Source organism: Parendozoicomonas callyspongiae (assembly GCF_023502345.1).
Classification (GTDB): Bacteria; Pseudomonadota; Gammaproteobacteria; order Pseudomonadales; family Endozoicomonadaceae; genus Sansalvadorimonas; species Sansalvadorimonas callyspongiae.
The window spans coordinates 98,257-124,947 of record NZ_JAMFLX010000001.1; the positions used below are offsets into that span (position 1 = coordinate 98,257).

Below are 26,691 nucleotides of genomic sequence, written 5' to 3' on the forward strand. Positions count from 1 at the left end.
ATGGAGATGATGCAATGAAACTGGAAGTCGGCGACATTCATGTCGATGCTCTGGAATTTGGATCTGTCAGTACTGTTGAAGGACATACTGTCAGCATCAATCGCGAAGAACTCACTTCATATCTAAAAACACTGGATAACCGCCTGACTTCATTGGAGCTGAACATCGCCCGCCCAGGCGAAAGTGTTCGTATTATGCCCGTGAAAGATGTTCTGGAACCCCGGGTAAAAGTTGAAGGCAAAGGTGCCATATTCCCAGGCATAGCTGCCAACGGGAACGAAATGGTTGGTTGTGGTCGTACTCATGTCCTGAAGGGCATGGCTATTGTGACCGCAGGCAAGATTGTTGGTTTCCAGGAAGGCGTGATCGATATGAGCGGTCCGGGTGCAGACTACTGCCCCTTCTCAGACAAGCTCAACCTTGTCATCACTGCCGAAGTTGAAGAAAGCTGCACTCCACACGAACACGAAGCTATTCTGCGTAAAGTTGGCCAGGAAACAGCCCTGTGGGTTGGCCGTATGGCGAAGGATGTCGAGCCACACGAAGTCACAACCTACGAAACCAAGTCACTGGCAGAGCAGGTGATAGAGAATCCTGAGCTTCCTCGTGTTGGTTACATCTATATGCTGCAGAGCCAGGGTCTGATGCACGACACCTATCTCTATGGTGTCGATGCCAAGCAGATTCTTCCTACTTTGCTTGAACCGACCGAAGCAATGGATGGTGCGCTGACCAGTGGCAACTGTGTTGCGGCTTCCGACAAAGTCACCACATATATGCACCAGAACAACCCTGTTATTCATGAGCTGTTCAAGCATCACGGTACCCGTTACAACTTTGTCGGTGCCATTGTGACTAATGAGAACGTCACCCTGAAGGACAAGGAACGTTCTTCAGCCTTTACCACCAAGCTGGCTTCACAATTAGGTCTGGATGCAGTCATCGTCACCGAAGAAGGTTACGGCAACCCTGACACCGACCTGGTAATGAACTGCAAGCGCCTTGAGGACGCAGGCATCAAGACCGTTCTGATTACCGATGAGTTCGCAGGCCGCCTGGGTGAAAGCCAGGCACTGGCAGACAGTACCGATCGCGCCAAAGCCATGGTGACCTGTGGAAACGGTAACCCTGTCGTTGATCTTCCTGCCATGGATGTTGTTATCGGCCACCTGGATACAACCGATCATATTGTGGGCGGCTATGAAGGCTCACTGCATGAAGATGGCTCCATGACTATCGAGATTCAGGCCATTATCGGCGCTACCAGTGCTGTTGGCTTCCACAATCTGGCCGCTCGTGCGGGTTAACAGGAGGTTTCCGAAATGAGTATTCGCGTTGTTCATTACCTGAACCAGTTCTTTGCCCAGAAGGGTGGAGAAGAAGCCGCCCATCTTGGCATTGAGTATGTTGAGAACCCCATCGGTCCGGGTGTTCAGCTGGCTAAAATGCTGGAAGGCAAAATCGATCTGGTTGGCACCATTACCTGTGGTGACTCTTGGTTTAACGAGAACCAGGAAGTGGCCTGTGAAGGTATCCGGGAACTGCTGATTCAGACAAAGCCTGATCTTGTTATTACTGGTCCTGCCTTTAACGCCGGCCGCTACGGCATGGCCTGCGGCAACGTTGCCCAGGTTGCTGAAAACCTTGGTATCACTACGATATCCGGCATGTATCCTGAGAATCCAGGTCATGCTGTTTTCAACCCATATCTCTATGCTGTGGAAACCGGCAACAGTGCAGCTTCCATGCGTAAAGCGCTGCCAGATATGGTGAAAACGGTTGAGCACTTCCTGGAAAATGACCAAACCATGGGCCTGCCGGAAGAGGGCGGCTATATGCCCCGTCGGGTGCGCGTGAACTTCTTTGCAGAAGAGAACGGTGCCAAGCGAGCTGTGGATATGTTGCTGAACCGTTTAGAAGGTAAGCCATTCACTCCTGAGTTTGATATGCCGGTTTATGACCGTGTACCACCTCAGCCAGCAGTTGAAGATCTCAGCAAAGCCACAATTGCACTGATTACTTCCGGTGGTGTTATTCCTGCAGGCAACCCGGATCGCATTGAATCATCCAGTGCTTCCAAGTTTGGTATCTACAGCATTGAAGGACTTGACCGACTGGAAGCTGGCGATTGGGAAACAGTCCACGGAGGATACGACCCAGTTGTCTGTAACAAAGATCCAAACCGTGTCGCGCCAGTAGATGCTCTGCGCGAACTGGAAAAAGAAGGTCGTATCGGCAAGCTGCACGATGAATACTTCGCCACCGTAGGTACCGGCACCCCGGTTTCCAATGCTGAAGGCTTTGGTAAAGAGATTGCCATGCACCTGCAGAAGGCCGGCATAACTGCTGCCATCATGACTTCCACCTGAGGCACCTGCACTCGTTGCGGCGCAACGATGGTGAAAGAAATTGAGAAGGTTATGCCCGTGGTTCATCTGGCCACTGTCGTACCAATCTCCAAGACAGTAGGTGCCAACAGAATTGTTCCGGCGATTGCGATTCCTCACCCTCTGGGTGATCCAACCGTTAACCTGAAAGCAGAGAAACAACTACGTAAGGATCTGATTGAGAAGGGACTGGCTGCTTTGGAAACTTCTATTGATGAGCAAACTGTTTTCTAAGAAAAAACCAAGAGACAAGAAAAAGGCCGGTTAACCGGCCTTTTTCTTGTTTACTAAGCAGCAACCGCTCGCTGTTTTCTATAACGGCTTGGGCTGACCGACATAACCAGACGGAACTGGTTATTAAAATTACTCAAGCTGGAATAGCCCACATTAATAGCAATACTGGCTATTGGCTCCCGGGTTTTCTCAAGCATTTCACAGGCATGACGAATACGCACCTGGTTCAGATACTTGATAAATGGCATCCCGGCATTACTCTTAAAGAACCGTGTGAATGTGCTGCGTGCCATACAGAAATTCTGGGCAACTTTTTCTACATAGAGTGACTCATGATAGTGGTCGTCTACGTAAGAACAAATCGCTGATACCAGCTGCCGGTTACGATTAATGGTTGGAGTATGGCAACGATCGGTAGAAACAGCTTTATAGTTATCTGCCAGCGCCAGCTGGTTCAGAACATCAAAGAGATAGATAACTTCACTGAAGTGGAAGGTATTGCGCAGATGTTTGGCAGACTCAAAAACAGGGTTGTTCTTTTCGCCTGAAAAAACAATTCCATAACCGGTCCGTGCCAGAAAAGCCCGAATCTGGTTGAATGGCCGGCTATTGATAAATTCGCGGCCTAATGCAGAAGTTCGAAACACAATAGAAAAACAATCTTCGATACTTGGATCGTTTTCCATTCTCAGCAGGCTGGGAACATAAGGGCCAATAGCAGCAATATCTCCAGGTTCCAGAATGCGGCAATTGTCACCGATCTGCAGCGTTCTCCTACCAAGAACATTAAAAATCAACTCGTAGTCGCTGCGATAATGCATCTCAGAGGAAGAGACAATACGCTTATCAAACAGCACATAGTCCACTTTTTCATTTCTGTTGAGCAAACCTACTGACACGCGCTCCCCCTGCAAAAAATACAAGCTGATCGAAACTTCATCCGCTTTGTACATTAAACGTATGTTGGGCAAGCGATATTTTGATATGAATCAGCAAAAGCACACTCAATGAGTATAAGTTATACAGTATTAGTCAATAAGATGGTCAAAACAGGGGTAAAGGGTATATTTTTTGTTGTTTTGTATCTACCGAGTGTCAGGCTCCATCAATCTAATAATTAACAACTTGTCTTTATTTGATCTTCACTATCAGATTTAAACTCATCTCATTTTACACCCCCATATAAAAGTCATATTTCTAAACCTGAATATTTTTCAATAGGCGTCAACATACAAGCATCAACTTGATATACATCACTATCAAAAACCAAACTAATCTAAATCGGCATAATTCAGAGCAAGCATGATCAGAAAAGTGTAGTTTCCTGAATCTATTTCGTTAGTCTAGATATCGAGTTTTCAATAACGTCTTACACAAAGACTTATTTATAGAGCGCCAGAGACTGATCATTAATTAGATTTAAAATCGATGCATTAGAAACAACTAATGCGATGCATCTCTGACACTATCTGATTATCATAATGATGGAGCTGAGACCATGGGCAGTATTTCCAATGATCTGTATCCCAATGCAGCAATGCCACTTTCACGCAAAGAAAATGGCGTGCCTTTATATCGTCCTGGTTTGAAGGTTGAATCTTATAACGACTTCGATCCACTCCGTCATGTTATCGTAGGTATTGCAGACAACCAGCATATTCCAGAAGCCTGCCCAGCCAGTAATGAAAAAATTCCTGCCGATTCCCCCATGCGGGGCAGCAAGGCTGGACGCCGTACTCAGGAGAGTATTGATCAAGCCAACGAATGCCTGAACAACTTTGCCTCCATGCTGGAAGGGCGCGGTATTATTGTTGACCGTCCAGCCGCTGTTGACTGGCATGAGCGCATTGAAACGCCTGACTTCACCATCAGCTCTGGCTTCGGCTGCATGCCTCCACGTGACTGCCTGCTGACTGTAGGCAAAACCTTCCTGATGGCTCCCATGAGCTTCCGCAGCCGTTACTTTGAATACCTGGCATTCCACGATCTGGCCCGTGAATACTTTGAGTCTGACCCTGAATGTATTATCGAGCAAGCTCCCCGCCCTCGTCTGGCAGATGAAAGCTTCCGCATGGATTATGTGGCTGCCTATGAGTATCTCTCTGACGACGAGACCATGGCTCGCTCACTGCGTAAGGAATACAGCACCCTGGAAACTGATATTCTGTTCGACGCAGCAGACGCCATGCGCCTGGGTAAAGACATCTTTGTTCAGCACGGTCTGACTACCAACCTGGCAGGTATCCGCTGGCTGAAGCGTAAGTTCGAGCCTCAGGGCTATCGTATTCACACTTTGAGCTTCCGTGATAATCATCCGATCCATATTGACGCAACCTTCTGCCCACTGCGTCCAGGACTGATGCTGCTTAACCCACACCGCCCTCTGTTTGATGGTCAGCACGAAATCTTTAAGAAGAATGGCTGGGAGATTGTTGAAGCTGCTGAGCCTGCTCACAAGAATCCACCACCTCTGTGCTACTCCTCTGTCTGGCTGTCCATGAACATCCTGATTCTGGATCACAAAACAGTCTGCGTTGAAGCAACAGAAACCGCACAGATGGAGCAGTTCGACAAACTCGGCTTTGAAGTTATCCCAGTTCCATTCCGCGATGCCTATGCATTTGGTGGTGGCCTGCACTGCTCAACCGCTGATGTATATCGTGAGGGTACCCGTGAAGATTACTTCCCCAACCAGTTCGCAGGAGCACACAGCGTTGAGTACTGGGAGTATTAATCACACAAAATAAAACATGGAAGGGTCTATTGATGCCGCTCTTTTTGAGCGGCATTTTTTATGCCACACCTCAGGTCATAAACCATACCTATACTTTACCGCTTTTAATGAGCAGGCAGAATAGTCAAATGGAGTTTAAAGGAGATCTTCCAGAACTTTTTACCAAAGCGGTTGAAGGAGATATCAGCTACATCTTTATGAGAGATTTACCTGCACTGCTCAAGAAGCATGCTTGCACCGGAAATATGGCTCTCGACTACGGTTGTGGAACAGGTGTGCGCCTTCCGTTCCTGAAAGATCAGGGTTTTAATGTTGAGGGCGTCGATATTGAGCCGGATATGCTGAACCAGGCTCGGCAGCTCCACCCGGAGTTCTCTGTCACTCATATCAAGTCAGGAAATATTCCAAAACCAGACAATTGCTTTGATCTGGTATTCTGCAGTTACGTTCTTCTTATGATCCCGACAAAAGCCGAGATGTATCAGGTCATGGCTGAGATCTATCGTGTTCTCAAACCCGGAGGAGTGTTTGTCTTATTAACCGCTGCCGAAAACATTTATGACCATTCCCGAGACTGGCTTTTATATGAGCCCATAGATTACCAGCCCTATCCCCCCACAAGTGGCAGCACTGTCAAAGTTAAAGTCCGCGACAGTTCACTGGTATTTGAAGATTATTACTGGACAACTGAAGATTACCGATCAGTTTTTCATGAAGCTGGCTTTGTTTTGGAAGAACATATCCAGCCTCTGGGATACAAGGGGGAATATCTTGAATGGAAAGATGAGCTGGAATACCCAAACAACTCCACTTTTATTCTGAGAAAGCCAGCTGCGTAATGCTTGATAGAAGAACGGAATTGAAAAAGGCCATGCAGAATTCTGCATGGCCTTTTGGGGGGACTATTTCCGTACTTTTAGATTACATGGATTCAGTAAAGGTACGGGTAATAACGTCCATCTGCTGTTCACGAGTCAGAGAGTTGAAACGAACAGCGTAACCGGAAACACGGATGGTCAGGGAAGGATACTTGGTTGGGTTTTCCATAGCATCTTCCAGCATCTCGCGGTTCATAACGTTTACGTTCAAGTGCTGACCACCTTCACGCTCAGTTTCAGTATGGAAGTAACCATCCATCAGACCAGCCAGGTTTCTTTGACGGCTGACTTCATCCTTACCAAGAGCCTTGGGCACGATAGAGAAGGTGTAGGAGATACCGTCCTTCGCATATTCGAATGGCAGCTTGGCAACGGAACTCAGGGATGCAACCGCACCGCTGGTGTCACGGCCGTGCATTGGGTTGGCGCCAGGACCGAAAGGCTGTCCTGCACGACGACCGTCAGGTGTGTTACCAGTCTTCTTACCGTATACCACGTTGGAAGTGATGGTCAGAATGGATTGAGTAGGCAGAGCGTTGCGGTATGTCTGGTGAGAAGCAACCTTCTTCATAAAGCGCTCAACCAGATCACAGGCGATGCTGTCTACGCGATCATCGTTGTTACCGTACTTCGGATAGTCACCGTTGATTTCGAAGTCAACTGCGATGCCGTTTTCATCACGAACAGGTTTGACTTCTGCGTACTTGATAGCAGCCAGGGAGTCAGCAGCGATGGACAGACCAGCGATACCACAGGCCATGGTACGGAATACGTCACGGTCATGCAGAGCCATCAGAGCAGCTTCGTAGCTGTACTTGTCATGCATGTAGTGGATGCAGTTGAGTGCAGTCACGTACTGAGTCGCCAGCCAGTCCATGATGTTATCCAGACGGCCCATAACATCGTCATAGGTCAGAACATCAGCAGTGATAGCTTCAGACTTGGGAGCAATCTGAACCTTCAGCTTCTCATCCATACCACCGTTGATAGCGTACAGCAGCGCCTTACCCAGATTGGCTCGGGCACCGAAGAACTGCATCTGCTTACCAACAATCATGGGAGATACGCAGCAAGCGATTGCGTAGTCATCGCTCTGCATGTCAGGACGCATCAGGTCATCGTTTTCGTACTGGATGGAACTGGTGTCGATGGAAACCTTGGCACAGTACTCCTTGAAGCCCTGAGGCAGTTGCTCAGACCACAGAACAGTGACGTTTGGCTCAGGAGAAGGTCCCATGGTGTACAGAGTGTTCAGGAAACGGAAGCTGGTTTTGGAAACCAGAGTACGACCGTCCATGCCCATACCGGCAACAGATTCAGTTGCCCAGATTGGGTCGCCGGAGAACAGTTCATCATATTCAGGAGTGCGCAGGAAACGAACCATACGCAGCTTCATAACGAAGTGATCGATGTACTCCTGGGCTTCGGATTCGGTGATAACACCTTTTTCCAGATCGCGCTGAATGTAGACATCCAGGAAGGTGGATACACGGCCCAGAGACATGGCTGCACCGTTCTGGCTCTTAACCGCGGCCAGGTAGCCGAAGTAAGTCCACTGAACAGCTTCTTTAGCGTTGTTAGCAGGACGGGAGATATCGAAACCGTACTTCTCAGCCATAACCTTCATATCAGCCAGAGCGCGGTATTGATCGAAGATCTCTTCACGCAGCTGAATGGTAGCTTCCAGATCTTTCCCAGAAGACAGCTTGTCTTCCAGAGACTGGTGCTGAGCAGCCTTGTCCTTCATCAGGAAGTCGATACCGTACAGAGCAACACGACGGTAGTCGCCAATGATACGACCACGGCCGTATGCATCAGGCAGACCAGTCAGAACACCGGACTTTCGGCAGGCACGAATGCCCGCTGTGTAAACGTCGAATACACCCTGGTTATGGGTCTTACGGTATTCAGTAAATATCTTCTTGGTATCAGCATCCAGTTCACGGCCATAGGCTGCGCAGGAGCCTTCAACCATACGGATACCACCGTTAGGCATGATGGCACGCTTCAGTGGCGCGTCAGTCTGCAGACCTACGATAGTTTCCAGAGGCTGATCAATATAACCGGCATCGTGGCTGATGATGGTGGAAGGCATCTTGGTGTCAAAATCAACCGGCGCGTGAGTACGGTTTTCGACCTTGATACCTTCCAGAACATCGGCCCACAGTTTTTCAGTGGCTTTGGTTGCGCCTGCCAAAAAGCCGTCATCGCCCTCATATGGGGCATAGTTTTTCTGGATAAAGTCACGAACGTTAACGGAATGATTCCACTCCCCATTAACGAAACCTTCCCAGGCATTGCTATCTGATTTTTGACTGTTTTCAGTAGTCATTTGTATACCCTCGGACACTGTCGTGCAGCGCCTCTCTTTAGGACACAGCGGGCACAACATCTATCCAGAGGCATCCTCCCGCCTCTGGAATACATGTCAGCGCCAGCAAAAAATGCTTTCAGGCAGAAGGGTAAGCCGTCTGGTCTTCTCCGGACTCGAGCAACTTACCCTCAAGTTCAGGGTTTAATTAGACTCTTCAGCCTTGGCCTGTATCGCGGTCAGTGCGATGGTGTAAACGATGTCGTCTACCAAAGCACCACGAGACAGGTCATTAACAGGCTTATTAAGACCCTGCAGCATTGGACCAACACTTACGACGTTGGCACTACGCTGCACAGCCTTATAGGTGGTGTTACCGGTATTCAGGTCAGGGAAGACGAATACTGTTGCGCGACCGGCAACGGTACTGTCTGGCGCCTTACTGCTGGCAACAGATTCCACAGATGCGGCGTCGTACTGCAAAGGACCGTCGATCTCCAGATCTGGACGACATTCCTTGGCGATACGGGTGGCTTCGCGCACCTTTTCAACATCAGCACCCATGCCGGAAGAACCAGTGGAGTAACTGATCATTGCAACGCGGGGGTCAATGCCAAATGCAGCAGCAGAATCAGCACTCTGGATAGCAATATCCGCCAGCTGTTCAGCTGTTGGGTCTGGGTTTACGGCACAGTCACCGTATACCAGAACCTGTTCAGGCATCAGCATAAAGAAGATGGAAGATACGTTACTGGCTTCCGGCTTGGTTTTGATCAGCTGGAAGGCAGGACGAATAGTGTTGGCAGTGGTGTGAACAGCGCCAGATACCAGGCCATCAACATCCTGTTCAGCCAACATCATGGTGCCCAGAACAACGGTGTCTTCCAGCTGGGATTCAGCCATCGGAGCAGTCAGGCCCTTGTTCTTACGCAGCTCAACCATGGGAGCAACATACTTGCTGCGAGCCTCATCCATATCCAGGATTTCCAGGCCTTCTGGCAGCTCGATACCCTGAGCTTCGGCAACACCACGAATAATATCGGGCTTACCCAGCAGGACACAGTTGGCAATACCACGTTCCTGACAGATAGCAGCGGCCTTAATGGTGCGAGGCTCGTCACCTTCAGGCAGAACAATGCGCTTGTTGGCAGCCTGGGCTTTGCGCACCAGCTGGTAACGGAATGCAGGCGGAGAAAGACGCTTTTCACTGGTAGTCGCGATGCGGCTCTGCAGAGCATCAACATTCATATGTTCAGCTATGGACTCCATCACCTGTTCAACACGCTCCAGGTCATCAGAGCGCACTGCAGAACTCATACGGTTCAGGCGAGTTGCCGTCTCGTAGGAACCTTCGTCGATAGTCAGCACAGGCAGGCCGGACTCGCTCAGAGCCTTGTGAGCCAGACTCAGAATACCTTCTGCTGGCTTGTTTTCACCGGTCAGCAGCAGGCCAGCCAGTGGCACGCCATTCTGTGCAGCCATACAGGTAGCCAGAATGACGTCATCACGATCACCAGATACAACAACCAGTGCACCAGGCTTCAACAGATGGCTCATGTTGGCTGCAGTACGCGCGCAGAGCACGCAGGAAGTCATACGACGGGTGGCCATTTCACCGGCAAACATAACGTCACAGCCAAGTTCTTCGGCAACATCCTTGGTACGAACAGCTGCCAGTTCGCTACGCCAAGGTACATAACCAAGAGGCAGAGCCTTTGCTTTCTTAAGACCAGGCAGTGGGTCAAAAGAACGCTCTCCACCTAGCTTTTCCATGGAGTCAGGATCAATTTTGTTCAGAACATAGCCAAATATATTCTTGCCGTTCAGACCACCGTAAATATCAGCAGCAATGTTCAGATGATCAGTCACATCGCTCAGAGTCTCTTCACCAGTGCGCTGACCAACCATAACAACCTTGGCATTCAAGGTTTTGGAAATTTCACTGTTCAGGCGGGTTACGTAGGGAGCAGTGCGGGTTGGTACCATACCTTCAACGATAACAACATCAGCACCGGTGCAGACACGGTCGAAATTAGCCACAATTTCTTCCATCAGCACATCGCGCTTGTCAGCACCCAGCAGATCTTCGGCCCGGCTCAGGGCAATAGGGTCAACTGGCTGCTGGGCCATGGTCGCTCGAACCATTTCCACAGAGTGCTCGGGACCGGCAATATCAGTCTGGGCAATAGGCTTGAAGAAACGTACTCGGCAGCCCAGCTTATCGAGAGCGCGAACGAGACCGAGGGAAACAGATGTCAGGCCAACCCCATAATGAGTCGGCGCAACGTAAAAGGTATGCATGATAGTACAGGGTATCCGCAATGTAACCCACTAAACCTGGAAAGGGCAGTTGAGTAACTACCCTTTCCACCTGGACTTCAAGAAAGTTTAAGTTCTGCTGGCAGAGCTTAGCTTTCTCCAAGTTTGCGCTGGCGAATATATAGATAGACTGTGTGCCGGGAGACACCCAACTTTCTCGCGACTAAAGGCACACTTTCTTTAATATCGAAGATGCCTTTGTCAAACAGCGACATAATTATGTGCTTGTTCTTAACCTTGTTTGACAGCTGTTGGTTGCTGTTTACTTCAAGGATGGTGCGATCAACGGTGTTTTCCACCAGATCATCAACACTGGCAGGGAAGTGACCGGAAACAGGCGTTTCACTGGCACCACCTACGGTAAATGCCTGCAGGAACTCACTGGCAGGAACACTCATATTGATGTTGATGCACAGCATGCCTACAGGCTTTTGATGTTCGTTGCGGATGACCATACTGGTTGACTTGAACAGTTGGCCATCGGGAGTACGCTTGCAGGTATGAGAAATATCACCGCCTTCCTGCATAGCAATTTCATTCAGCTGTTTGAGAGCTTCTTCGGTGATGGGGCTATCAACATCACGCCCGGTTGTGGTCAGGCCGTTCTTGATTTTGACGACTGAGCGAGCAGGATCTTCCAGGGAATGAAGAACAACTTCGCAGAACGGTCCAAATACGCTGGCTATACCGTCAACAACAGTTTCCATTGAACGGATAATCTTGCGATCACCGTCGTTAAACGCATGGCGCCATGAAGAGATTTCATCGGGAACGAGTGTTGCTACTTCTTCAATCATCAGTATCCAGCCTTACGACTCAAGTAAACCGACTTCAGGCTGAGCGCCTTTTGTTATGGATCACTGTCCATGACTGAAAACGATGAATAGTCTTTTCATCTGCTATTCCATCGCTCACGGCTGCTGCGTTATATAACCGGAGTCGCTTACCCATTCACACTATCGTTCAACTATAGTTGAATGTCTCGAAAATTGGATTGTTGCAAGTCAATAGTTTTTTAGTTTTTCACTTCGAGTTGAATCATTAGACATGCCGCATTTACGTATTCACGGCCTTGCCAAAGAAATAATCCTTAAAATCAGTATACCACTTCTCGACAAACTGGCTCCCGCTGTAAGCTGCCTACGGGACCATTTCACCATTGAACAAATCCACAGCACCTATATAACCGATAACCGAGAAGAGGGAAGAGGGAAGAGGGAGCCTACCCTTTTGTCGAAATGCACTGGTTTGATCGCGGTCCGGAAGTACAGGACAGCGTTACAGGCATTATCACAGATCAAATCCAAGAGGTGATGGATGAGTCTACCGATATTGCTGCTGTGTTTCATGCACTTGAAACACGTAATTATTACGAAAATGGTGCCCATTTCGGGTAAAAAATGACATTTACAGTTGCATTCCCCTAACCTGACAGGCATCTTCTCGTACCTGATTTATCGCAGTATTTTCTTCAGGAGTTAGCATGAAATTCGGGCGTATTAGTGCGCTGGCAGCAGCTTTCTTTGCAGTGCCGATCTGGGCCGCAACTCTGACTGTTCCCAATAACATCGATATCGAAGTTCTGGACGGTCAGAAATACCGCTCCGAAGCGTCCTTCCTTGGTGGTTCCAATACCAAGATCGATCTGAATGATGGTGACCACCAGCTGGTTGTTCGTCTTTCCGGTAACCTCAAGACCAGCGGCGATGCTGAGCTGTACAAAACCGGCTACTTCGTTGTGACCCTGAACTCAGAAGGTAATTCAGAGCTTAAGCTGGCAACCAAGTCCATCAGAAACAAAAAAGATCTGAACGCATTCAACAAAAAGCCTGAATTTTTCCTGACTAACAACCAGGGTCAGCCATATCCGTTCAAGATGGCTCTTCTTGAGAAAGAAGGCATGCAGATCGGCCGTGATCTGGTTCGTGAGCTGAGCGAATTTAACGCTACCGGCAATCCTGCAGCGCTGGAGTCCCGTGCTCCTTTCGCAGCTCTGGCCATGAACAACCCACAAACCGCTCTGTCTAATGGCTCCAACAGTGTCAGTGAGATTCTGCTGTCTGAGCAGATGCTGCATTACTGGTTCCAGCAGGCCGACAAGCCAACCCGCGAGCGTTTCCTGAGCTGGGCCGCACGCGTAATGAAGAAGCAATAGTCTGCTGACTAAGAGGCTTGATAACGGGTCTTCACACTGAAGATCCGGTTATTTCCAATGACAAATTCCTACCATATTCCCTCCGCTCAATGTGAGACGGAAGAAACCATCAAGAAAAGCCGCTTTATCTCTCTGATTGCTCACACTCCAGGCAGGGAAGCAGCACTCTCATTTATTGAATCTGTTCGCCAACAACACCCTGATGCACGTCATCACTGCTGGGCATTTATCGCCGGTGCTCCTGATGATTGTCAGCAGTGGGGTTTTTCGGATGATGGCGAACCCTCAGGAACAGCTGGAAAACCAATTCTGGCACGCCTTCAGGGTTCTGGACTGGGTGAACTGACAGCCGTCGTAGTGCGTTACTCTGGTGGTATCAAACTGGGAACAGGTGGCCTGGTTAGAGCTTATGGCGGAGGAGTCGGAAGCACACTTGCTCAGCTTGAAACCAAACTCAAGGTGATCCAGACCAGGCTTCTGCTGACCTGCAGCTATGACCAACAGGCTGATGTGCAGCACATCCTTGCCAGATATTCCGGACTTATTGAAAACACTGAGTACGGTGAGCAGCTGGATCTGATCATTTCAGTCCCTTCCAGTCAGGTAAAAGACTTTTCAAAAGATCTTACCAACCACTTCAAAGGTCAGTTATCTACCCGCCCTGCCGATAAATAGCACTAGGTTCTGTTGACCTAAGCTAAATAGAATACCTTTCGGTTGGATGAGCCCCATGGCATGGATGCAGAAGGGCTGGCTGCCCTCAAAAATTTTCAGCCTGATGTCATCGGTTAATCAGGAACGTTTCCGTAACCGGCAAATAAGAGCACAATCGGCAAAACGAATCATGATGGACAGCAATGGTTCACCTGTTGTTGTCATTCCCATGCTTGACCGGTTTATCTCCAGCATGACAGGTGCCACTCTGATGGACACCATGGTCCGTCGCTCTGGGCTGGACCTTGATGGCCTCAGTAAACTGACGACCAGTGAACTGAGCAAGCTGGTAAAGACCCTGTCTGGCCGCCGGGCGCTGCAACTGCTCTATATGGATGCAACAACCAACCGAAGTGCGTTACTGACAAGCCTGCTGGAACTGCAGCCAGATCTTTTGGAGCACATCATTTCAACCCTGTCGAGCAGTGAACGGCTGTGGGTATTTCAGATGTTTGAAAGACCTGCACCGGAATTATCTGCTCCTGCCGCAGAGCATGCAGCGCAGATGATGGCTCACCACATTGAGAGAAAAAATATTGCACCACTGTTTGAACACCTTCTCAGTCATTCAAAAACTGAAGCTGGGGCCGCAGCATTATCAGGTCTCTATCACAAGCGACGCCTCGACTTCAGCCTGATTAACGATATAAGCCATGCTTTTACGCCACCGGCACACCTCAAGGACTACTGTCGTGATCAAGGAAGAGACATTGTGTCGTCCTGCCACTGGCATGCACAGCAGGTTCATGATGATAAGCTGACCAATCACCTTCAGATCTATATGGATCTGATGTATCAGGCCTTACCTCAATACAAAAGCTACTGGGCAGCCTGCACCGATTTACCCGCTGAAGACTGTCCTGTTGGTGACCAGTTCAAGAGTCTGGAAGTCAGCCTGGCCCGCCTCACCCCTCAGGCAGTCAATGCCCTTTGCCAATCCCGCGAAGAAGATGAGCTGGTATCTATCGCTGCCCGGTATGGCTGGAAGAAAATTCACAGCCAGTCCTCGGCCACTCTGCGAAATCCGGATGCCGCCACAGGTGATTTCATTTACCGGGTGTTCAACGCTGAGCTGGAACCCAGTTGGAATCGTAGTTGATTAACCTCTTCTAAATGATGCCATTCAGGCAAGAAGCTGCTTATTAGCCACTCAAGAATGGGTAATTGACTGATTCCTTACACATATTTCTTATCATCAAGAGCAGCTTAAGATGTCTGCCTAAACTGAAAAAGTTGGATCATATGATAGAGGTTCACTGTGAGGTTGATTTCATCGTTTACACATTCCATTGCGCATGCTCTCGGGCTGTCTCGCTCCTCAAAGCATCACCCGCCAACAGGTCCTGTTGGAAATTTCAAAGGCAGCACTGTACAAGTCATTTATACTCAGCCCAGACACCAACCTCCTGCTCAGTTCTCCGGGCATCCGGCCGGAACTCAGCTTCATCAGCGTACGGCTTTTCAGGTGCCCCCCAACACTACATTTCAGTTAGAAAACACCTCAGTTTCATTCTTTTCGGGTCAGGTTACTCCAGGGTATCCACAGAACCAAAGTGCTTATAACCCTCCTCCAAATCAAGCTTTTCATCACACAGGAGCTCCGACACAAGTCCAGCGTCACGACCATGCAGCACAGCATCTTGGTGAGATTGCCCCGCAGAGATCACCATTCGCACCACCAAGTTTTCATGATATTGGAAAGTTCGGTGATATCTCTATACCCACCACTTCATCAAAAACAGAGCCAGAGACAACCCCAACCGAAGCAATCAGCTCCAAAAGTTCACCCGAACTACCTCCGCCAGATCCGGAAGAACTAAGGAACGCCCTCTTCCCATGTTGCGGCAGGATAAATGACCCAGATACAGACATTCCCACTCTGACAGGTCAAAAAGAAGCTTTCGCTCAGGCCTTTGCAGAGTTAGAAAACCATGTTGCTGATATCAAAAACCTTGATAATGATGATCTGGATGATTTGCTTTTATGTTTCGGCATCGATACTTCCAGCGAAGAGCTACATGGCGATGAGTTACGATCAACCGCATACGAAAAACTAAACGAAGCAAAGAAAGAGCTTGAAGAGAACTATCAGGATTTTAAATCAGCAGTTTCCTCAAATATTAATGAAAGCCTTGAATCTATATCTGACATGAGCTCTTACGCTCTCTTAGATCTTTGGATTAAATACAGTGACAAAGATCCCTCATCAAGCAATGACTCCGTTGAAGCACTGAGATCGGAGACACAGAAAATGCTTCAAGCCGTCAAAGATGACCTAACACCACCCGGAAAATCTTTTGTAATTCCTGAAATTGTGGTCACAGATACAGACGCACCAGATACCACTACACCACAACCTGTAGTAACAAAAACTCCGCCACCTGTAGCGCCAAAACCCACTTCAAAATCAAAGTTAGAGGCAGATCTTCCCAAAACTAATATGGTAGAAACTCCTCCCAAGCCTGTGGTAGAAACTCCCGCTAAACCTGCCGTGGCACCAACACCAACACCAATACTAACCACCATTTTCAGCCAGTCAGCCAAGTCAGCTTTGGACGATGCTCCGGGGATTGTTGGTTTACCTGATAAACCAACGTATTCCGGAGAAGAGCTCAAAACCCAGCAAGCAGCTCTTTCTAAAGAAATCGCAGCTTTAAAAAATACAATTTCAAGCATGCTCACTCAGCTTAAATCTACAGACGGCAACAAAGTCAGTGAAGAAGATATTTTTCAGGTGCTGAAAACAACCGGATTAACACGGTATCAAAAAACAAAATCTCCTGAAGCTGCTATTCAGGAAGCCCAGAAGAAAGTAAAAAATCAGGCAAGCGATGCACGAGCTGCATTTATTGCTCTCAAAAGCTCCAGGCAGTCAGACTGAATCGCCTGACCACAAGGCTTGATCTTCTTAGAGCTTTTCTGCTAACCAGTCGTAGTACTGCCTGCGAATCTCAGTGTTTTCATTTGCCAGATGGTGCTTACCCTCTGGAATTAAAAACAACTCTACTGACTTATAAACTTTTTCCAGCACCTTTAAATTATGCTGCCAGTCGACAGTCCCATCATCCTGTCCCTGAATGATTAGGGGTTCAAAATCACACGCTGACTTCAGGTTTTCAATCCATGATATCCAGCGATCAAGGGCACCTACCCAGCCAATTGGAAGAACCTTGGATTGAAGCGGTTCTTGATTAAGAAATTCAAGAAACTCTTCATCATGAGAATTACGGGAACGTGAGCGGGGCACACCATCAATAAAGCGATGAAACAGTTTGTATTGTAAACGGGCAATCTTCCACTTCACTGGCCGAACCAGAGGAGCAAGCAAGATCACTTCACCAATAGGGTAATCATCCCGCGTGCACCCTTCTCGCGCCAGCAGATCGGTGATAATTGCTCCACCAGTGCTCTGCCCGGAAAGGTGCCACGGCTCAGGCAGTCCATTCTCTTTTCCCCAATCGAAGCACTGTTTCAGCGAGTTGGTGTAAGAACTGAAGCAATCAATATTTGCCGGAGGCCCACTGGACAGACCATGCCCGGGAAGATCATAAGCAAAAACGCAGAAGCCCTGTTCCAGATAGAACTGAATCAAATGCCCAAACAGACCAACATGATCGAAATACCCATGCAACAGGAAGAAAGTGCCACGTGATTCATCCCTGCTCCAGTAATGACAGGAGAGTTGAATCCCACCGAAATCAAGATACCCCGCACTGTAACTCAATCCTGTGATATTTAACTGCCTAACAAAATCCAACTGATAGCCGGCCAGATAATATTTCCGTAAATCATCTGTTTCACCATTTTCGGAAATCGACAATGGTGGCATATGATTTTTCAGTTCCTGCAGACGTTCACCATCAGGGAGTGCACGAGTCACGTCAGTGATATCCAATTTATTGGGAAGAAGTTATAAAAATTATATCCCCAATATGACAGGGAACCTACAGGCAGGATTAGAAGAAATAAGAAGAGAAGGGATGGTGGCAGGGCTAAGCCCTGCCACCAAACAGCTATATGACTAGCGTGACACTGTCTTACAGTACGTCAATGCTGTTCAGGTCACGGTGAGCCTGTTCCAGACGCTCAACCATGGCGGTCTGTGCAGCACGCAGCCAGGAACGAGGATCGTAGAACTTCTTGTTAGGCTTGTCTGCACCTTCTGGGTTACCCAGCTGGCCCTGCAGGTAGCCTTCGTTCTTCTTGTAGTAACCCAGAACACCTTCCCAGTTTGCCCACTGAGTATCAGTGTCGATGTTCATCTTCACTACACCGTAGGAAACAGCTTCGCGGATCTCTTCCAGAGTGGAGCCGGAACCACCGTGGAATACAAAGCTCAGAGCTTTGGCAGGAATGCCGAACTTCTCGGAGCAGTACTTCTGGGAGTTATTCAGAATCTTAGGAGTCAGCTGAACATTACCGGGCTTGTAAACGCCGTGGACATTGCCGAAGGACGCCGCGATGGTAAAACGAGGGCTGATAGCGCTCAGCTTCTCGTAAGCGTAAGCAACATCTTCTGGCTGGGTGTACAGCATGGAGCTATCCATACCGGTGTTATCAACACCGTCTTCTTCACCACCGGTGCAACCCAGTTCGAATTCCAGAGTCATATCCATCTTGGCCATACGCTTCAGATACTCAGCGCAAGTCGCGATGTTGTCTTCCAGAGACTCTTCGGACAGATCGATCATGTGGGAGGAGAACAGAGGCTTGCCAGTCTTCTCGAAGTGCTCTTCACCAGCATCCAGCAGAGCGTCGATCCATGGCAGCAGCTTACGTGCGGCGTGGTCGGTATGCAGGATGACAGGAATACCATAGGCTTCAGCAACAGCGTGAACATACTTGGCACCAACGATAGCGCCAAGAGCGCCAGCAGGACCTTCAGTCTTCAGGCCTTTGCCGGTGAAGTAGGTAGCACCACCGTTGGAGAACTGAACGATAACTGGAGACTTAACCTTGGCGGCCGCTTCCAGAACACCATTGATGGAATCAGTACCAACAACGTTTACCGCAGGCAAGGCAAAGTTGTTCTCTTTGGCGATTTCAAAAATCTTCTGAACGTCGTCACCAGTGACAACGCCAGGCTTTACGACATCAAAAATTTTCTTGGACATGGGAGCAATAACCTCTTTTTACCGTAAGAAAACCATGCCCTTCAGGCATGATTTTCTAAGCTCACGGCTGTTATTAGCCATAAAAAAGGGACGCATAAAACGTCCCCTTAAAATAATTTACTTCGCACGCTCTTCCAGTATGGCAACTGCTGGCAGCTTCTTGCCTTCAACATATTCAAGGAAGGCACCGCCACCAGTGGAGATGTAGGAGACCTTCTCCTTGATGCCATACTTGTCGACGGCCGCAAGGGTATCACCACCGCCCGCAATAGAAAATGCTGGAGATTCAGCGATGGCCAGAGACATAGCCTTGGTACCTTCGCCGAACTGGTCGAATTCGAATACACCAACCGGGCCGTTCCAGACGATAGTACGGGCATCCTTCAGGACGTTGGCAAACAGTTCAGCCGTCTTGGGGCCAACGTCGAAGATCATTTCGTCGTCCTGAACATCTTCAGCCAATTTCACAACGGCAGGCTCGTTCTCGTCGAACTTCTTGCCAACTACCACATCGATAGGCAGAGGAATGTCGCACTTCTCCATCAGAGCCTTGGCCTGAGGAATCAGATCTGCTTCGTACAGGGACTTACCAACAGGCTTGCCCGCAGCAGCCAGGAAGGTGTTAGCGATACCGCCACCCACGATCAGCTGGTCGCAGACTTCAGACAGAGATTCCAGAACTGTCAGCTTGGTGGAAACCTTGGAGCCGCCAACGATAGCAGTCATGGGCTTCTCAGGAGCGTCCAGAGCCTTGGCCAGAGCATCCAGCTCTCCCTGCAGCAGAGGGCCAGCACAGGCAACAGGAGCAAACTGACAAACACCGTGAGTGGAAGCCTGGGCGCGGTGTGCAGTACCGAATGCGTCCATCACATAAACGTCGCACAGAGCAGCCATCTTCCTGGACAGCTCTTCATTGTTCTTCTTCTCACCAACGTTGAAACGAACGTTTTCCAGAATGACCAGCTCACCTTCAGCAACTTCAAAATCACCTTCCAGCCAGTCTTTGATCAGGCGAACGTTACGGCCCAGCTCTTTGGCGATGTAGTCAGCAACAGGCTTCAGGGAGAACTCTTCGTTGTACTCACCTTCTGTAGGACGGCCCAGGTGGGAAGTCGCCATCACCTTGGCACCAGCTTCCAGAGCCAGCTTGATGGTGGGCAGGGAAGCCTGGATACGGGCATCGCTGGTTACCTGTCCATTCTTCACGGGAACGTTCAGATCTTCACGGATAAGCACGCGCTTTCCGGACAGATCAAGATCAGTCATCTTCAACACGGACATGATGAAAATCCTTCTAGCTGTTTTGAATTCAGATGAAAACCGGTAGTTTCGGTAAGCGCCGGACATATGTAGCAGGGCAGGGGGTCAGTATGGCCCCTCTTAGACAGCCTTGAGCAAGAAATGTTTTTTTCATCGCGTCAAAGTGATGAAAAAAACATTTCCATGGCAAATAGTGTGTTTCTTTACAGAAGAAACGACCTGTCATTAATCAGTCCTGTCGACGCGCAGCGATGTGATGATGTGTACCGAAAGCGCAACATTACCACATCTGAAAACGGCTGAGTAAGGCATCAATTAAGGTTTTATGCGCCTCTGTAAGGTATTGTTCGTATGGCGTAAAAACAGCCTCAAAGATAAACACAGCCCAACACAAGCTCGCAGAAAACCAACACCGTCCTAAGCCCTTTTTACTTTTCTTTACAGATGAAATACTCATTTTTTCCGTCTTATGGGCACAGAACAGTGATTTGCTATTGCGGGCGATACTCTGGCAGGGAAACGTCCACAACAAAGTTACCATCTAACCAGTCCCGCCCCAGCAACATGGGGTAATCCATATGGCTGCGATCATTAAGGCTCACATTCACAACTTTTCTGTGCCTCTGGTAGACCAGTGCCAGCTGCTCGACCACCAGACCCCAGGCATTTAGAGAGACACTTTCTGAGCCTGTGTCAGTCCGGGCCAGATACATGGTTCCGGTTTCTTCCACTGTTACAAAGACAGTCGGCCCTACTACGGCCTTATCTCCGCAGGTTTGGGGAGTACCGTCAACTTTGAGCGAAGGTGCCTGGTGGAGTGGAGCATCAGCCCAGACAGATGCGACAAAAACAGCAATTACCAATCCAAGCCCAAAGCGCATAACATCAGCTCAGTTATGTTCAGATTGGGGCAAGTAAAGCACTTATTTGCCAAAACGCTGTTTCTTTGCTGTTTACCTGTTTTCTGGAGAACTTCATGTCATTGCCTTTTTCCCAGTCCTGCGAAAACAACAAGGACCCTATTCTGAATGTTCTCAAAAAGACCCTGGCTTCCAGCAGCAGGGTTCTGGAAATTGGCAGTGGCACTGGTCAGCATGCTGTTTACTTTGCCGAACACCTTCCACATTTGCACTGGCAGCCCTCGGATCAGGGAGAGTATCTATCAGATCTGAAGCAACGATTAGACCAATTCCCAGCCGACAATATTGGCAGCGTACTGAAGCTTGATGTTACCGGTAAGTGGCCACATCAAAAGTTTGATGCCGTTTTCACAGCAAATACCTGTCACATCATGTCATGGACGCAGGTTAAAAAAATGTTCCAAGGTCTGGTGAATACCCTGGATTCTGGAGGAACGCTTTGTATCTATGGCCCATTTAACAAAAACGGGCAATATATCAGTCAAAGCAATGCTGCCTTTGATCAGATGCTGAAGCAGCGTGACCCGCTAAGCGGAATCAGAAATCTGGAAGATATGGAAGCAGAGGGGAGAAAACAGGGTATGAAGCTGGTTCAAGTACACCAAATGCCAGCCAATAACCTTTTACTGGAATTTCACAAATTCCTGTAAGACCTAATCCAGAAGGTAATCGCTGGCTCCCTGAATAGGGCCAAGCGGATTCTTTTCGTTACTATATTCAAGAATATTGGGTGTTCCGCTCCAGATTTTAAAGACGACTCTGTTGTTTACTAAAACGACAATGGCTCGAAAATCCCAACCAGACACTTCCGTTTTCTTCTCAAAGTTCATCAGTACTGTTGCCAGTAAAGCTTGTATTAAAGGCCCGAAACGTCCGTGTTTAAGCATGACTTCCCCCTGTCACATGCCCAACCACTTCAGTCTAGACGGTTCCTGTTTTATATAACTTTCAGAAATAAAAAAGGGAGCGGTTAAACAACAGCTCCCTTTGCACTCATAACGATTGATTAGCTTTCTGCTGCCGGTGTTTTCTTACGACGAAGCGGCTCAAAACCAGTATCAACACCCACGCTTGGCTGACGGGTTGGAGCTTTACGCTTGCCAGTATTCTTGCTTGTTTTAGCCTTGGCTGCTGCCTTGTTCTTGGGACGTACACGACCAGTTGTCGCAGGTTTCTTTTTCTTCTTGCTGGAAGCTGCTTTACCTGAAGCCTTCACATTTTTAGGACCCTTGTAGCCACCTTCCAGTCCCTTAATAACCCGGCGTTCAAACTGAACCCGAAGGTAGCGCTGAATGCCTGCTGCCAGATTCCATTCGTTAGGGCCAATCAGACTGATAGCGACACCTTCCTGACCGGCACGTCCGGTGCGACCAATCCGGTGAATATAGTCATCACCATTACGAGCCATATCCAGGTTAATAACCAGATCAACACCCTGAATATCCAGGCCACGGGCTGCAACATCGGTAGCAACCAAAACGTTCACCTTGCCTTCACGAAGCAGCAGCATCACGCGGTTACGATCCGGCTGGATCATTTCACCGTGCAGGGCACTGACTCGCAGTTCCTGATCTTTACGCAGCGCAGCGTTCAGCTCATTGGTCTGTTCACGGGTATTGGTAAAGACAATCGCCTTCTGGAACTTCTCATTTTTCAGCAGCCACAGAATCTGCTTGTACTTGTGAGCAGGGTCATCAGAGAGGAACATCTGCTGCTTGATACTGGCATGCTGATCCTGTGCTGTACTCAGTCGCAACTCTTGGGGCTCATTAAGAACCTGCTTGATAACATGACGCATGCCTTTTTGCTTCAACGTGGCTGAGAACAAAAGGGTCTGACGTTCTTTCTTACACGCTTCTGCAATCTTCAGAACATCTTCGCTGAAACCCATATCCAGCATACGGTCAGCTTCATCAAGAACCAGAACTTCCAGATCAGAGAAATCCACTTCCCGCTTACCCATATGCTCAAGCAGACGACCAGGGGTCGCTATGATGATCTCAGGGTTCTTGCGCAGTAGTTTGATCTGGTACTTGTAGTCTTCACCACCAACGATCATGCCGGCGTTGATAAAGGTAAACTTGCCAAGCTGTTCACACTGTTGATGAACCTGACGCGCCAGTTCACGGGTAGGAACCAGAACCAGAGCACGGGTAGCTGAACGGGGAGCATTGACTGTCAGCATTCGCTCCAGAATCGGCAGCACAAAGGCAGCTGTTTTACCGCTGCCAGTTTCTGCACTTACCAGCAGGTCGGTACCGGCACAGGCCTGTGGAATTGTCTGAGCCTGTACTTCTGTGGGTTTCTCAAAACCCAGCTCATCAATACCTTTTTGCAGGCGCTCATGGAGTTCCAAATCGGAAAACTGGTTAATGCTAGTCAATGTCAATCTCTGAAAAAGCGTGAAATGGGGCGCACTGTAACAAACAGGCACCCGCGAAGAAATGCAGATTTCCTCTGCTATAACTCAAAAACGGCATTTTGACGGGCAAGCATAGCTGCTAAGGCAGTGCTTTGTTCAGCCAGACACGACTTACATCCAGCATCCGGTTGGCAAAACCCCACTCATTGTCAAACCAGCACATGATTTTCAGCATACTGCTCCCACTGACTCTGGTTTGAGTGCCGTCAACGACTCCGGAACGCCGGTCATGATTAAAGTCTACAGAAGCATGGGGCTCTTCCGTGTAACCGAGAATCCCCTTTAGGCGCCCCTCAGAAGCCGCCTGCTTCATCAGCTGGTTTACGGTTTCAACAGTCACTGAAGATTTGAGATTTACAGTCAAATCCATAGCTGAGACGTTAATGGTTGGCACACGCATGGCCAGAGCCTGAAAGCGCCCGGCAAGGTCAGGCAGCAACCGATCAATACCTTTTGAAAGGCCAGTATCAACAGGGATTATGGACTGCAGGGCACTGCGGGTCAGACGCAGGTCACTGTGATGATAGGCATCAATCACCGGCTGATCATTCATGGCTGAGTGAATTGTTGTAATTGTGCCCTCATCAATACCCCAGGCTTCGTGCAACAGTTTTAGAACAGGCACAATGCAGTTGGTGGTACAAGAAGCATTCGAAACTATTGTATGTTCTGCCTGAACCTGTTCTTCATTAACACCATACACAATTGTGGAATCAACTTCTGGCGTTACAGGCTGCGAAAACAGGAGACGTGGAGCCCCACCATTTAAGTGCTGCTGGGCAGTCTGCAGATCCTTGAAAGAGCCTGAGCACTCAAGTAACAGATTAATCTCCTGCCGATCCCAGGGCAAGCGTGCAGGATCACGCTGCGACAGAACTCTTATATGATCACCACCAACAATCAGATCATCACCGCTATGACTGACTTCAACAGGAAAGCGTCCATGCGTTGTGTCGTAGCGGGTCAGGTATGCAAGGGTGCGAATATCTGTCAGTTCATTTATCGCAACTACCTGAATATCGTCCCGGTAACCGTTTTCGTATAGGGCTCGCAAAACACATTGCCCAATTCGCCCATATCCGTTTATCGCAACCCTGTAAGCCATATTTCTTCGTTTCTGAGAGTCTACCCGTTCATATGGCTGGGCATGTTAGCCAAAAGACCCCTCCAGACTCAAACAGACGTACGACAACCGATGGATTTACAGAGATAAAAAGCTTGAAAAACGTGTCTGAGCCACCAGTTTTTTTTATTCAACGCTCAAATGGTTCCAGGCTGACTGCCAGAATTCAGGAAAGGGAGGAGGGTAGATGATATAACTCCTCTTATTTACCTTTTCGACTGTATATCCACGATCACGAAAAAAACCAATGGTTTCAGTTATAACCTCCTGATGAATGAGTGACGGGTCAAAATACCTTTCACTTCCATGATCTGCACCTGAAAGAGTGAGTTTTTTTTCATGCTTGAGAATACGTCGCCAGCTCATCAAATGTTCTGTCAGAATGGTATTCTCCAGCACTTCAATATCCTGTGCCACCTGCTTGAGATTATCTGAGGTTTTTAACCAGCTACTGCGAAAAAAACTCTGCTCTTCAAGGGAAGCCGTTTCTTCTATCGAGTATATTAGCCGTGAGAGTAGTTTGGTTGTCAGCATCCTGTGAAGGCTGGGCGGAACATTCATCCTTGGAAAATTATGGAACATATAGCACTTATCTTTTTGAGCCAGCGAATATTCGCCCCTTGTACCGACACAAACTCCAGAACCAAGAAACCAAGAGTCCATTGAAATATCGTCCAGCAACCGACTCCAGCAGATCTGATTGATGCTGTTCAGGTGTTCTTTTTCCATCCCCATTTCTTTGAATCGCAATATCTGAAGCATATGTACAACCGTTCCATGAGTAACATGCCCTCCAAGCAGGGCCAAATCATAAAACCCACTCTTTTGGGCAACACCTAAAGCCCTACTTTCAGGTACAAAGCCAAGAAAATAAGGTGCGGTTTCACTAACGACAGGCTCCAGCATTTTATGAATAATAAATGTGAGCAATTCAAATGCGGTTGTCCACTGTTCATTTTTTGCTACGAAATCGCTGAGTGGTTTTCCCTGTTCAATAACCGTCTTTGTATCTGAAGGATAAAGAACCCTCATTTCATCTGGTACAACCACAGATGTTGGAATGTAAATCACTTCATAAAACTGTTTGGGCAACTGTTTATCAGCTGGATGAACAAAAAAATGTAAAGGGTTATTGTCTCCCATTGTTTTTATGGTTTCCCTTTGGCTCTGGCTATCTGTTACATAAATGATCTTTCCTTTATTTGCATCGGTAGTGCTGACAAGATCCCACTCAGAATAGAGGCTCGCAGACAGCATGCGTAGCGCGCGCCCTAGTTTCACCAACAACGGAAATATTGATACAGCGTCGATAAAATCTCTCTTATCTTCAGCCTTTGACAGGAAGTCAGTGAAAGCAAGGTTATCATTACATCCACCTTCCACTGTGGAAATTTCTAACGGGTGCACATTTTGCTGTGATGTATCATATCCTTGGTGTTCAAGGGGCAGGCGGAACATTTGAAGGTAAGATTGGTAGCGCTCCATACCCATCAAGCTGACGGATAGTTCCAGATCATTGTCATCATCTGGTGTATAGCAGACGATATAGTTTTCATGAGGAAAAACCTTTGTTTTTTTCTTCTGGAAATATTTGCCATATTGTGCCGCAGGACGAAAATTGCGGCACTCATTTTTATTTAACTCATTAAAGTACACAGAAATGCGCGATATCAACTGCTGGTCATAAACATCTTCCTTTGCGCACATACGGCTTCCACATATAACACCATATCTCAATCTGATATTGGTATTGCCATTACTATCTTCTACAGCTGTTTGACTCTTCTCTGCATAACCGAAGTAAGAATATAATGTGCCAATAATCCCCTGACCTTCATCACCAATCGTCAGCCCTGTTATTGCCCATAAGAAAAGAATTGCTGACAAATAACGGCTGCCTGAATTAAACCAGCAGGTATTCATAATAAACCGAGCCTTTGTTACTTTACATTTTTATTACTGATAAAGAGTCGGACAACTCGTTAAATACAAAGATTCAGAAAAACTCAGAGAAAAACGGTTTTGTTAGAAATATTGACCAGAAAAACAAAAAGCCCACCTTTCAGGAGTAATACCGCTTGCTCAAGGTGTGGGTAGGATGAAATAACGTAAGACAATCG

The 26,691-nt window shown here is 48.2% G+C and carries 21 protein-coding genes and 2 pseudogenes; 11 read left to right on the forward strand and 12 right to left on the reverse strand.

The genetic code is table 11. The features are described from left to right. The first annotated feature begins 14 nt into the window (after nucleotides 1-14). Both M3P05_RS00415 and M3P05_RS00420 read left to right on the forward strand, forming a co-directional pair. A complete protein-coding gene (locus M3P05_RS00415) occupies nucleotides 15-1,307 on the forward strand; it encodes a glycine/sarcosine/betaine reductase component B subunit (protein WP_249697248.1) in 1,293 nt (430 codons plus the stop codon). A 15-nt stretch (nucleotides 1,308-1,322) separates the two neighbouring features. Continuing rightward, nucleotides 1,323-2,621 carry a glycine/betaine/sarcosine/D-proline family reductase selenoprotein B gene (locus M3P05_RS00420; protein WP_249697249.1) on the forward strand — a complete coding sequence of 433 codons (1,299 nt, stop codon included), beginning with the start codon at nucleotides 1,323-1,325 and terminating at the stop codon, nucleotides 2,619-2,621. A 53-nt stretch (nucleotides 2,622-2,674) separates the two neighbouring features. Here M3P05_RS00420 and M3P05_RS00425 read toward each other — a convergent pair whose 3' ends face one another. After that, a complete protein-coding gene (locus M3P05_RS00425; RefSeq protein ID WP_249697250.1) occupies nucleotides 2,675-3,520 on the reverse strand; it encodes a helix-turn-helix domain-containing protein in 846 nt (281 codons plus the stop codon). A gap of 599 nt (nucleotides 3,521-4,119) precedes the next feature. Between M3P05_RS00425 and M3P05_RS00430 the strand changes: the two genes are divergently transcribed. Beyond that, nucleotides 4,120-5,355 carry a serine/threonine protein kinase gene (locus tag M3P05_RS00430; protein WP_249697251.1) on the forward strand — a complete coding sequence of 412 codons (1,236 nt, stop codon included), beginning with the start codon at nucleotides 4,120-4,122 and terminating at the stop codon, nucleotides 5,353-5,355. A 128-nt stretch (nucleotides 5,356-5,483) separates the two neighbouring features. After that, nucleotides 5,484-6,194 (forward strand): class I SAM-dependent methyltransferase, encoded by a 711-nt coding sequence (locus M3P05_RS00435; RefSeq protein ID WP_249697252.1) that lies wholly within the window; start codon nucleotides 5,484-5,486, stop codon nucleotides 6,192-6,194. A gap of 82 nt (nucleotides 6,195-6,276) precedes the next feature. Here the strand turns inward: M3P05_RS00435 and pflB are convergent, their stop codons facing one another. From pflB to M3P05_RS00450, 3 genes are all read right to left on the reverse strand, one after another. After that, nucleotides 6,277-8,565, reverse strand: coding sequence for a formate C-acetyltransferase (gene pflB / locus M3P05_RS00440; RefSeq protein ID WP_249697253.1), 2,289 nt, complete (start codon nucleotides 8,563-8,565; stop codon nucleotides 6,277-6,279). Between the two features lie 183 nt (nucleotides 8,566-8,748). Continuing rightward, nucleotides 8,749-10,845, reverse strand: coding sequence for a phosphate acetyltransferase (gene pta / locus M3P05_RS00445; RefSeq protein ID WP_249697254.1), 2,097 nt, complete (start codon nucleotides 10,843-10,845; stop codon nucleotides 8,749-8,751). Between the two features lie 107 nt (nucleotides 10,846-10,952). Next, nucleotides 10,953-11,660 carry a helix-turn-helix transcriptional regulator gene (locus M3P05_RS00450; RefSeq protein WP_249697255.1) on the reverse strand — a complete coding sequence of 236 codons (708 nt, stop codon included), beginning with the start codon at nucleotides 11,658-11,660 and terminating at the stop codon, nucleotides 10,953-10,955. Between the two features lie 250 nt (nucleotides 11,661-11,910). Here M3P05_RS00450 and M3P05_RS21160 point away from each other — a divergent pair. The 6 genes and pseudogenes from M3P05_RS21160 to M3P05_RS00470 form a co-directional block, all read left to right on the forward strand. After that, nucleotides 11,911-12,045, forward strand: a pseudogene (locus M3P05_RS21160) (DUF1904 family protein); the annotation flags it as partial. Between the two features lie 38 nt (nucleotides 12,046-12,083). Then, nucleotides 12,084-12,260: pseudogene (locus M3P05_RS21165) on the forward strand (DUF1904 family protein); the annotation flags it as partial. 86 nt (nucleotides 12,261-12,346) lie between these two features. Further along, on the forward strand, nucleotides 12,347-13,018 hold the full coding sequence (locus tag M3P05_RS00455) for a YccT family protein (RefSeq protein WP_249697256.1): 672 nt from the start codon (nucleotides 12,347-12,349) through the stop codon (nucleotides 13,016-13,018). Nucleotides 13,019-13,075: 57 nt separating this feature from the next. Further along, nucleotides 13,076-13,693, forward strand: a complete 618-nt coding sequence (locus M3P05_RS00460) for a YigZ family protein (RefSeq protein WP_249697257.1) — start codon at nucleotides 13,076-13,078, stop codon at nucleotides 13,691-13,693. Nucleotides 13,694-13,748: 55 nt separating this feature from the next. Then, entirely contained in the window at nucleotides 13,749-14,831 is a 1,083-nt protein-coding gene (locus tag M3P05_RS00465; protein WP_249697258.1) for a hypothetical protein, read from the forward strand. 159 nt (nucleotides 14,832-14,990) lie between these two features. Beyond that, nucleotides 14,991-16,613 (forward strand): hypothetical protein, encoded by a 1,623-nt coding sequence (locus M3P05_RS00470; protein ID WP_249697259.1) that lies wholly within the window; start codon nucleotides 14,991-14,993, stop codon nucleotides 16,611-16,613. A 27-nt stretch (nucleotides 16,614-16,640) separates the two neighbouring features. On the opposite strand, the gene M3P05_RS00475 is transcribed toward M3P05_RS00470, so the two are convergent. The 4 genes from M3P05_RS00475 to M3P05_RS00490 form a co-directional block, all read right to left on the reverse strand. Beyond that, nucleotides 16,641-17,612 (reverse strand): alpha/beta hydrolase, encoded by a 972-nt coding sequence (locus M3P05_RS00475; protein ID WP_249697260.1) that lies wholly within the window; start codon nucleotides 17,610-17,612, stop codon nucleotides 16,641-16,643. 157 nt (nucleotides 17,613-17,769) lie between these two features. Next, a complete protein-coding gene (gene fbaA / locus M3P05_RS00480) occupies nucleotides 17,770-18,846 on the reverse strand; it encodes a class II fructose-bisphosphate aldolase (RefSeq protein ID WP_249697261.1) in 1,077 nt (358 codons plus the stop codon). Nucleotides 18,847-18,963: 117 nt separating this feature from the next. Further along, nucleotides 18,964-20,127, reverse strand: coding sequence for a phosphoglycerate kinase (locus M3P05_RS00485; RefSeq protein ID WP_249697262.1), 1,164 nt, complete (start codon nucleotides 20,125-20,127; stop codon nucleotides 18,964-18,966). A 470-nt stretch (nucleotides 20,128-20,597) separates the two neighbouring features. Beyond that, entirely contained in the window at nucleotides 20,598-20,987 is a 390-nt protein-coding gene (locus tag M3P05_RS00490; RefSeq protein WP_249697263.1) for a RimK/LysX family protein, read from the reverse strand. A gap of 95 nt (nucleotides 20,988-21,082) precedes the next feature. Here M3P05_RS00490 and M3P05_RS00495 point away from each other — a divergent pair, with 95 nt between their 5' ends. Further along, nucleotides 21,083-21,676, forward strand: a complete 594-nt coding sequence (locus tag M3P05_RS00495) for a DUF938 domain-containing protein (protein ID WP_249697264.1) — start codon at nucleotides 21,083-21,085, stop codon at nucleotides 21,674-21,676. Nucleotides 21,677-21,679: 3 nt separating this feature from the next. Here M3P05_RS00495 and M3P05_RS00500 read toward each other — a convergent pair whose 3' ends face one another. The 4 genes from M3P05_RS00500 to M3P05_RS00515 form a co-directional block, all read right to left on the reverse strand. Further along, on the reverse strand, nucleotides 21,680-21,913 hold the full coding sequence (locus tag M3P05_RS00500) for a hypothetical protein (protein ID WP_249697265.1): 234 nt from the start codon (nucleotides 21,911-21,913) through the stop codon (nucleotides 21,680-21,682). Nucleotides 21,914-22,032: 119 nt separating this feature from the next. Further along, nucleotides 22,033-23,409 (reverse strand): DEAD/DEAH box helicase, encoded by a 1,377-nt coding sequence (locus M3P05_RS00505; protein WP_249697266.1) that lies wholly within the window; start codon nucleotides 23,407-23,409, stop codon nucleotides 22,033-22,035. Nucleotides 23,410-23,527: 118 nt separating this feature from the next. Next, nucleotides 23,528-24,553: a type I glyceraldehyde-3-phosphate dehydrogenase gene (locus M3P05_RS00510; protein WP_249697267.1), complete on the reverse strand. Its 1,026-nt coding sequence runs from the start codon at nucleotides 24,551-24,553 to the stop codon at nucleotides 23,528-23,530. A 144-nt stretch (nucleotides 24,554-24,697) separates the two neighbouring features. After that, nucleotides 24,698-26,494 (reverse strand): hypothetical protein, encoded by a 1,797-nt coding sequence (locus tag M3P05_RS00515; RefSeq protein ID WP_249697268.1) that lies wholly within the window; start codon nucleotides 26,492-26,494, stop codon nucleotides 24,698-24,700. Nucleotides 26,495-26,691: the final 197 nt, after the last annotated feature.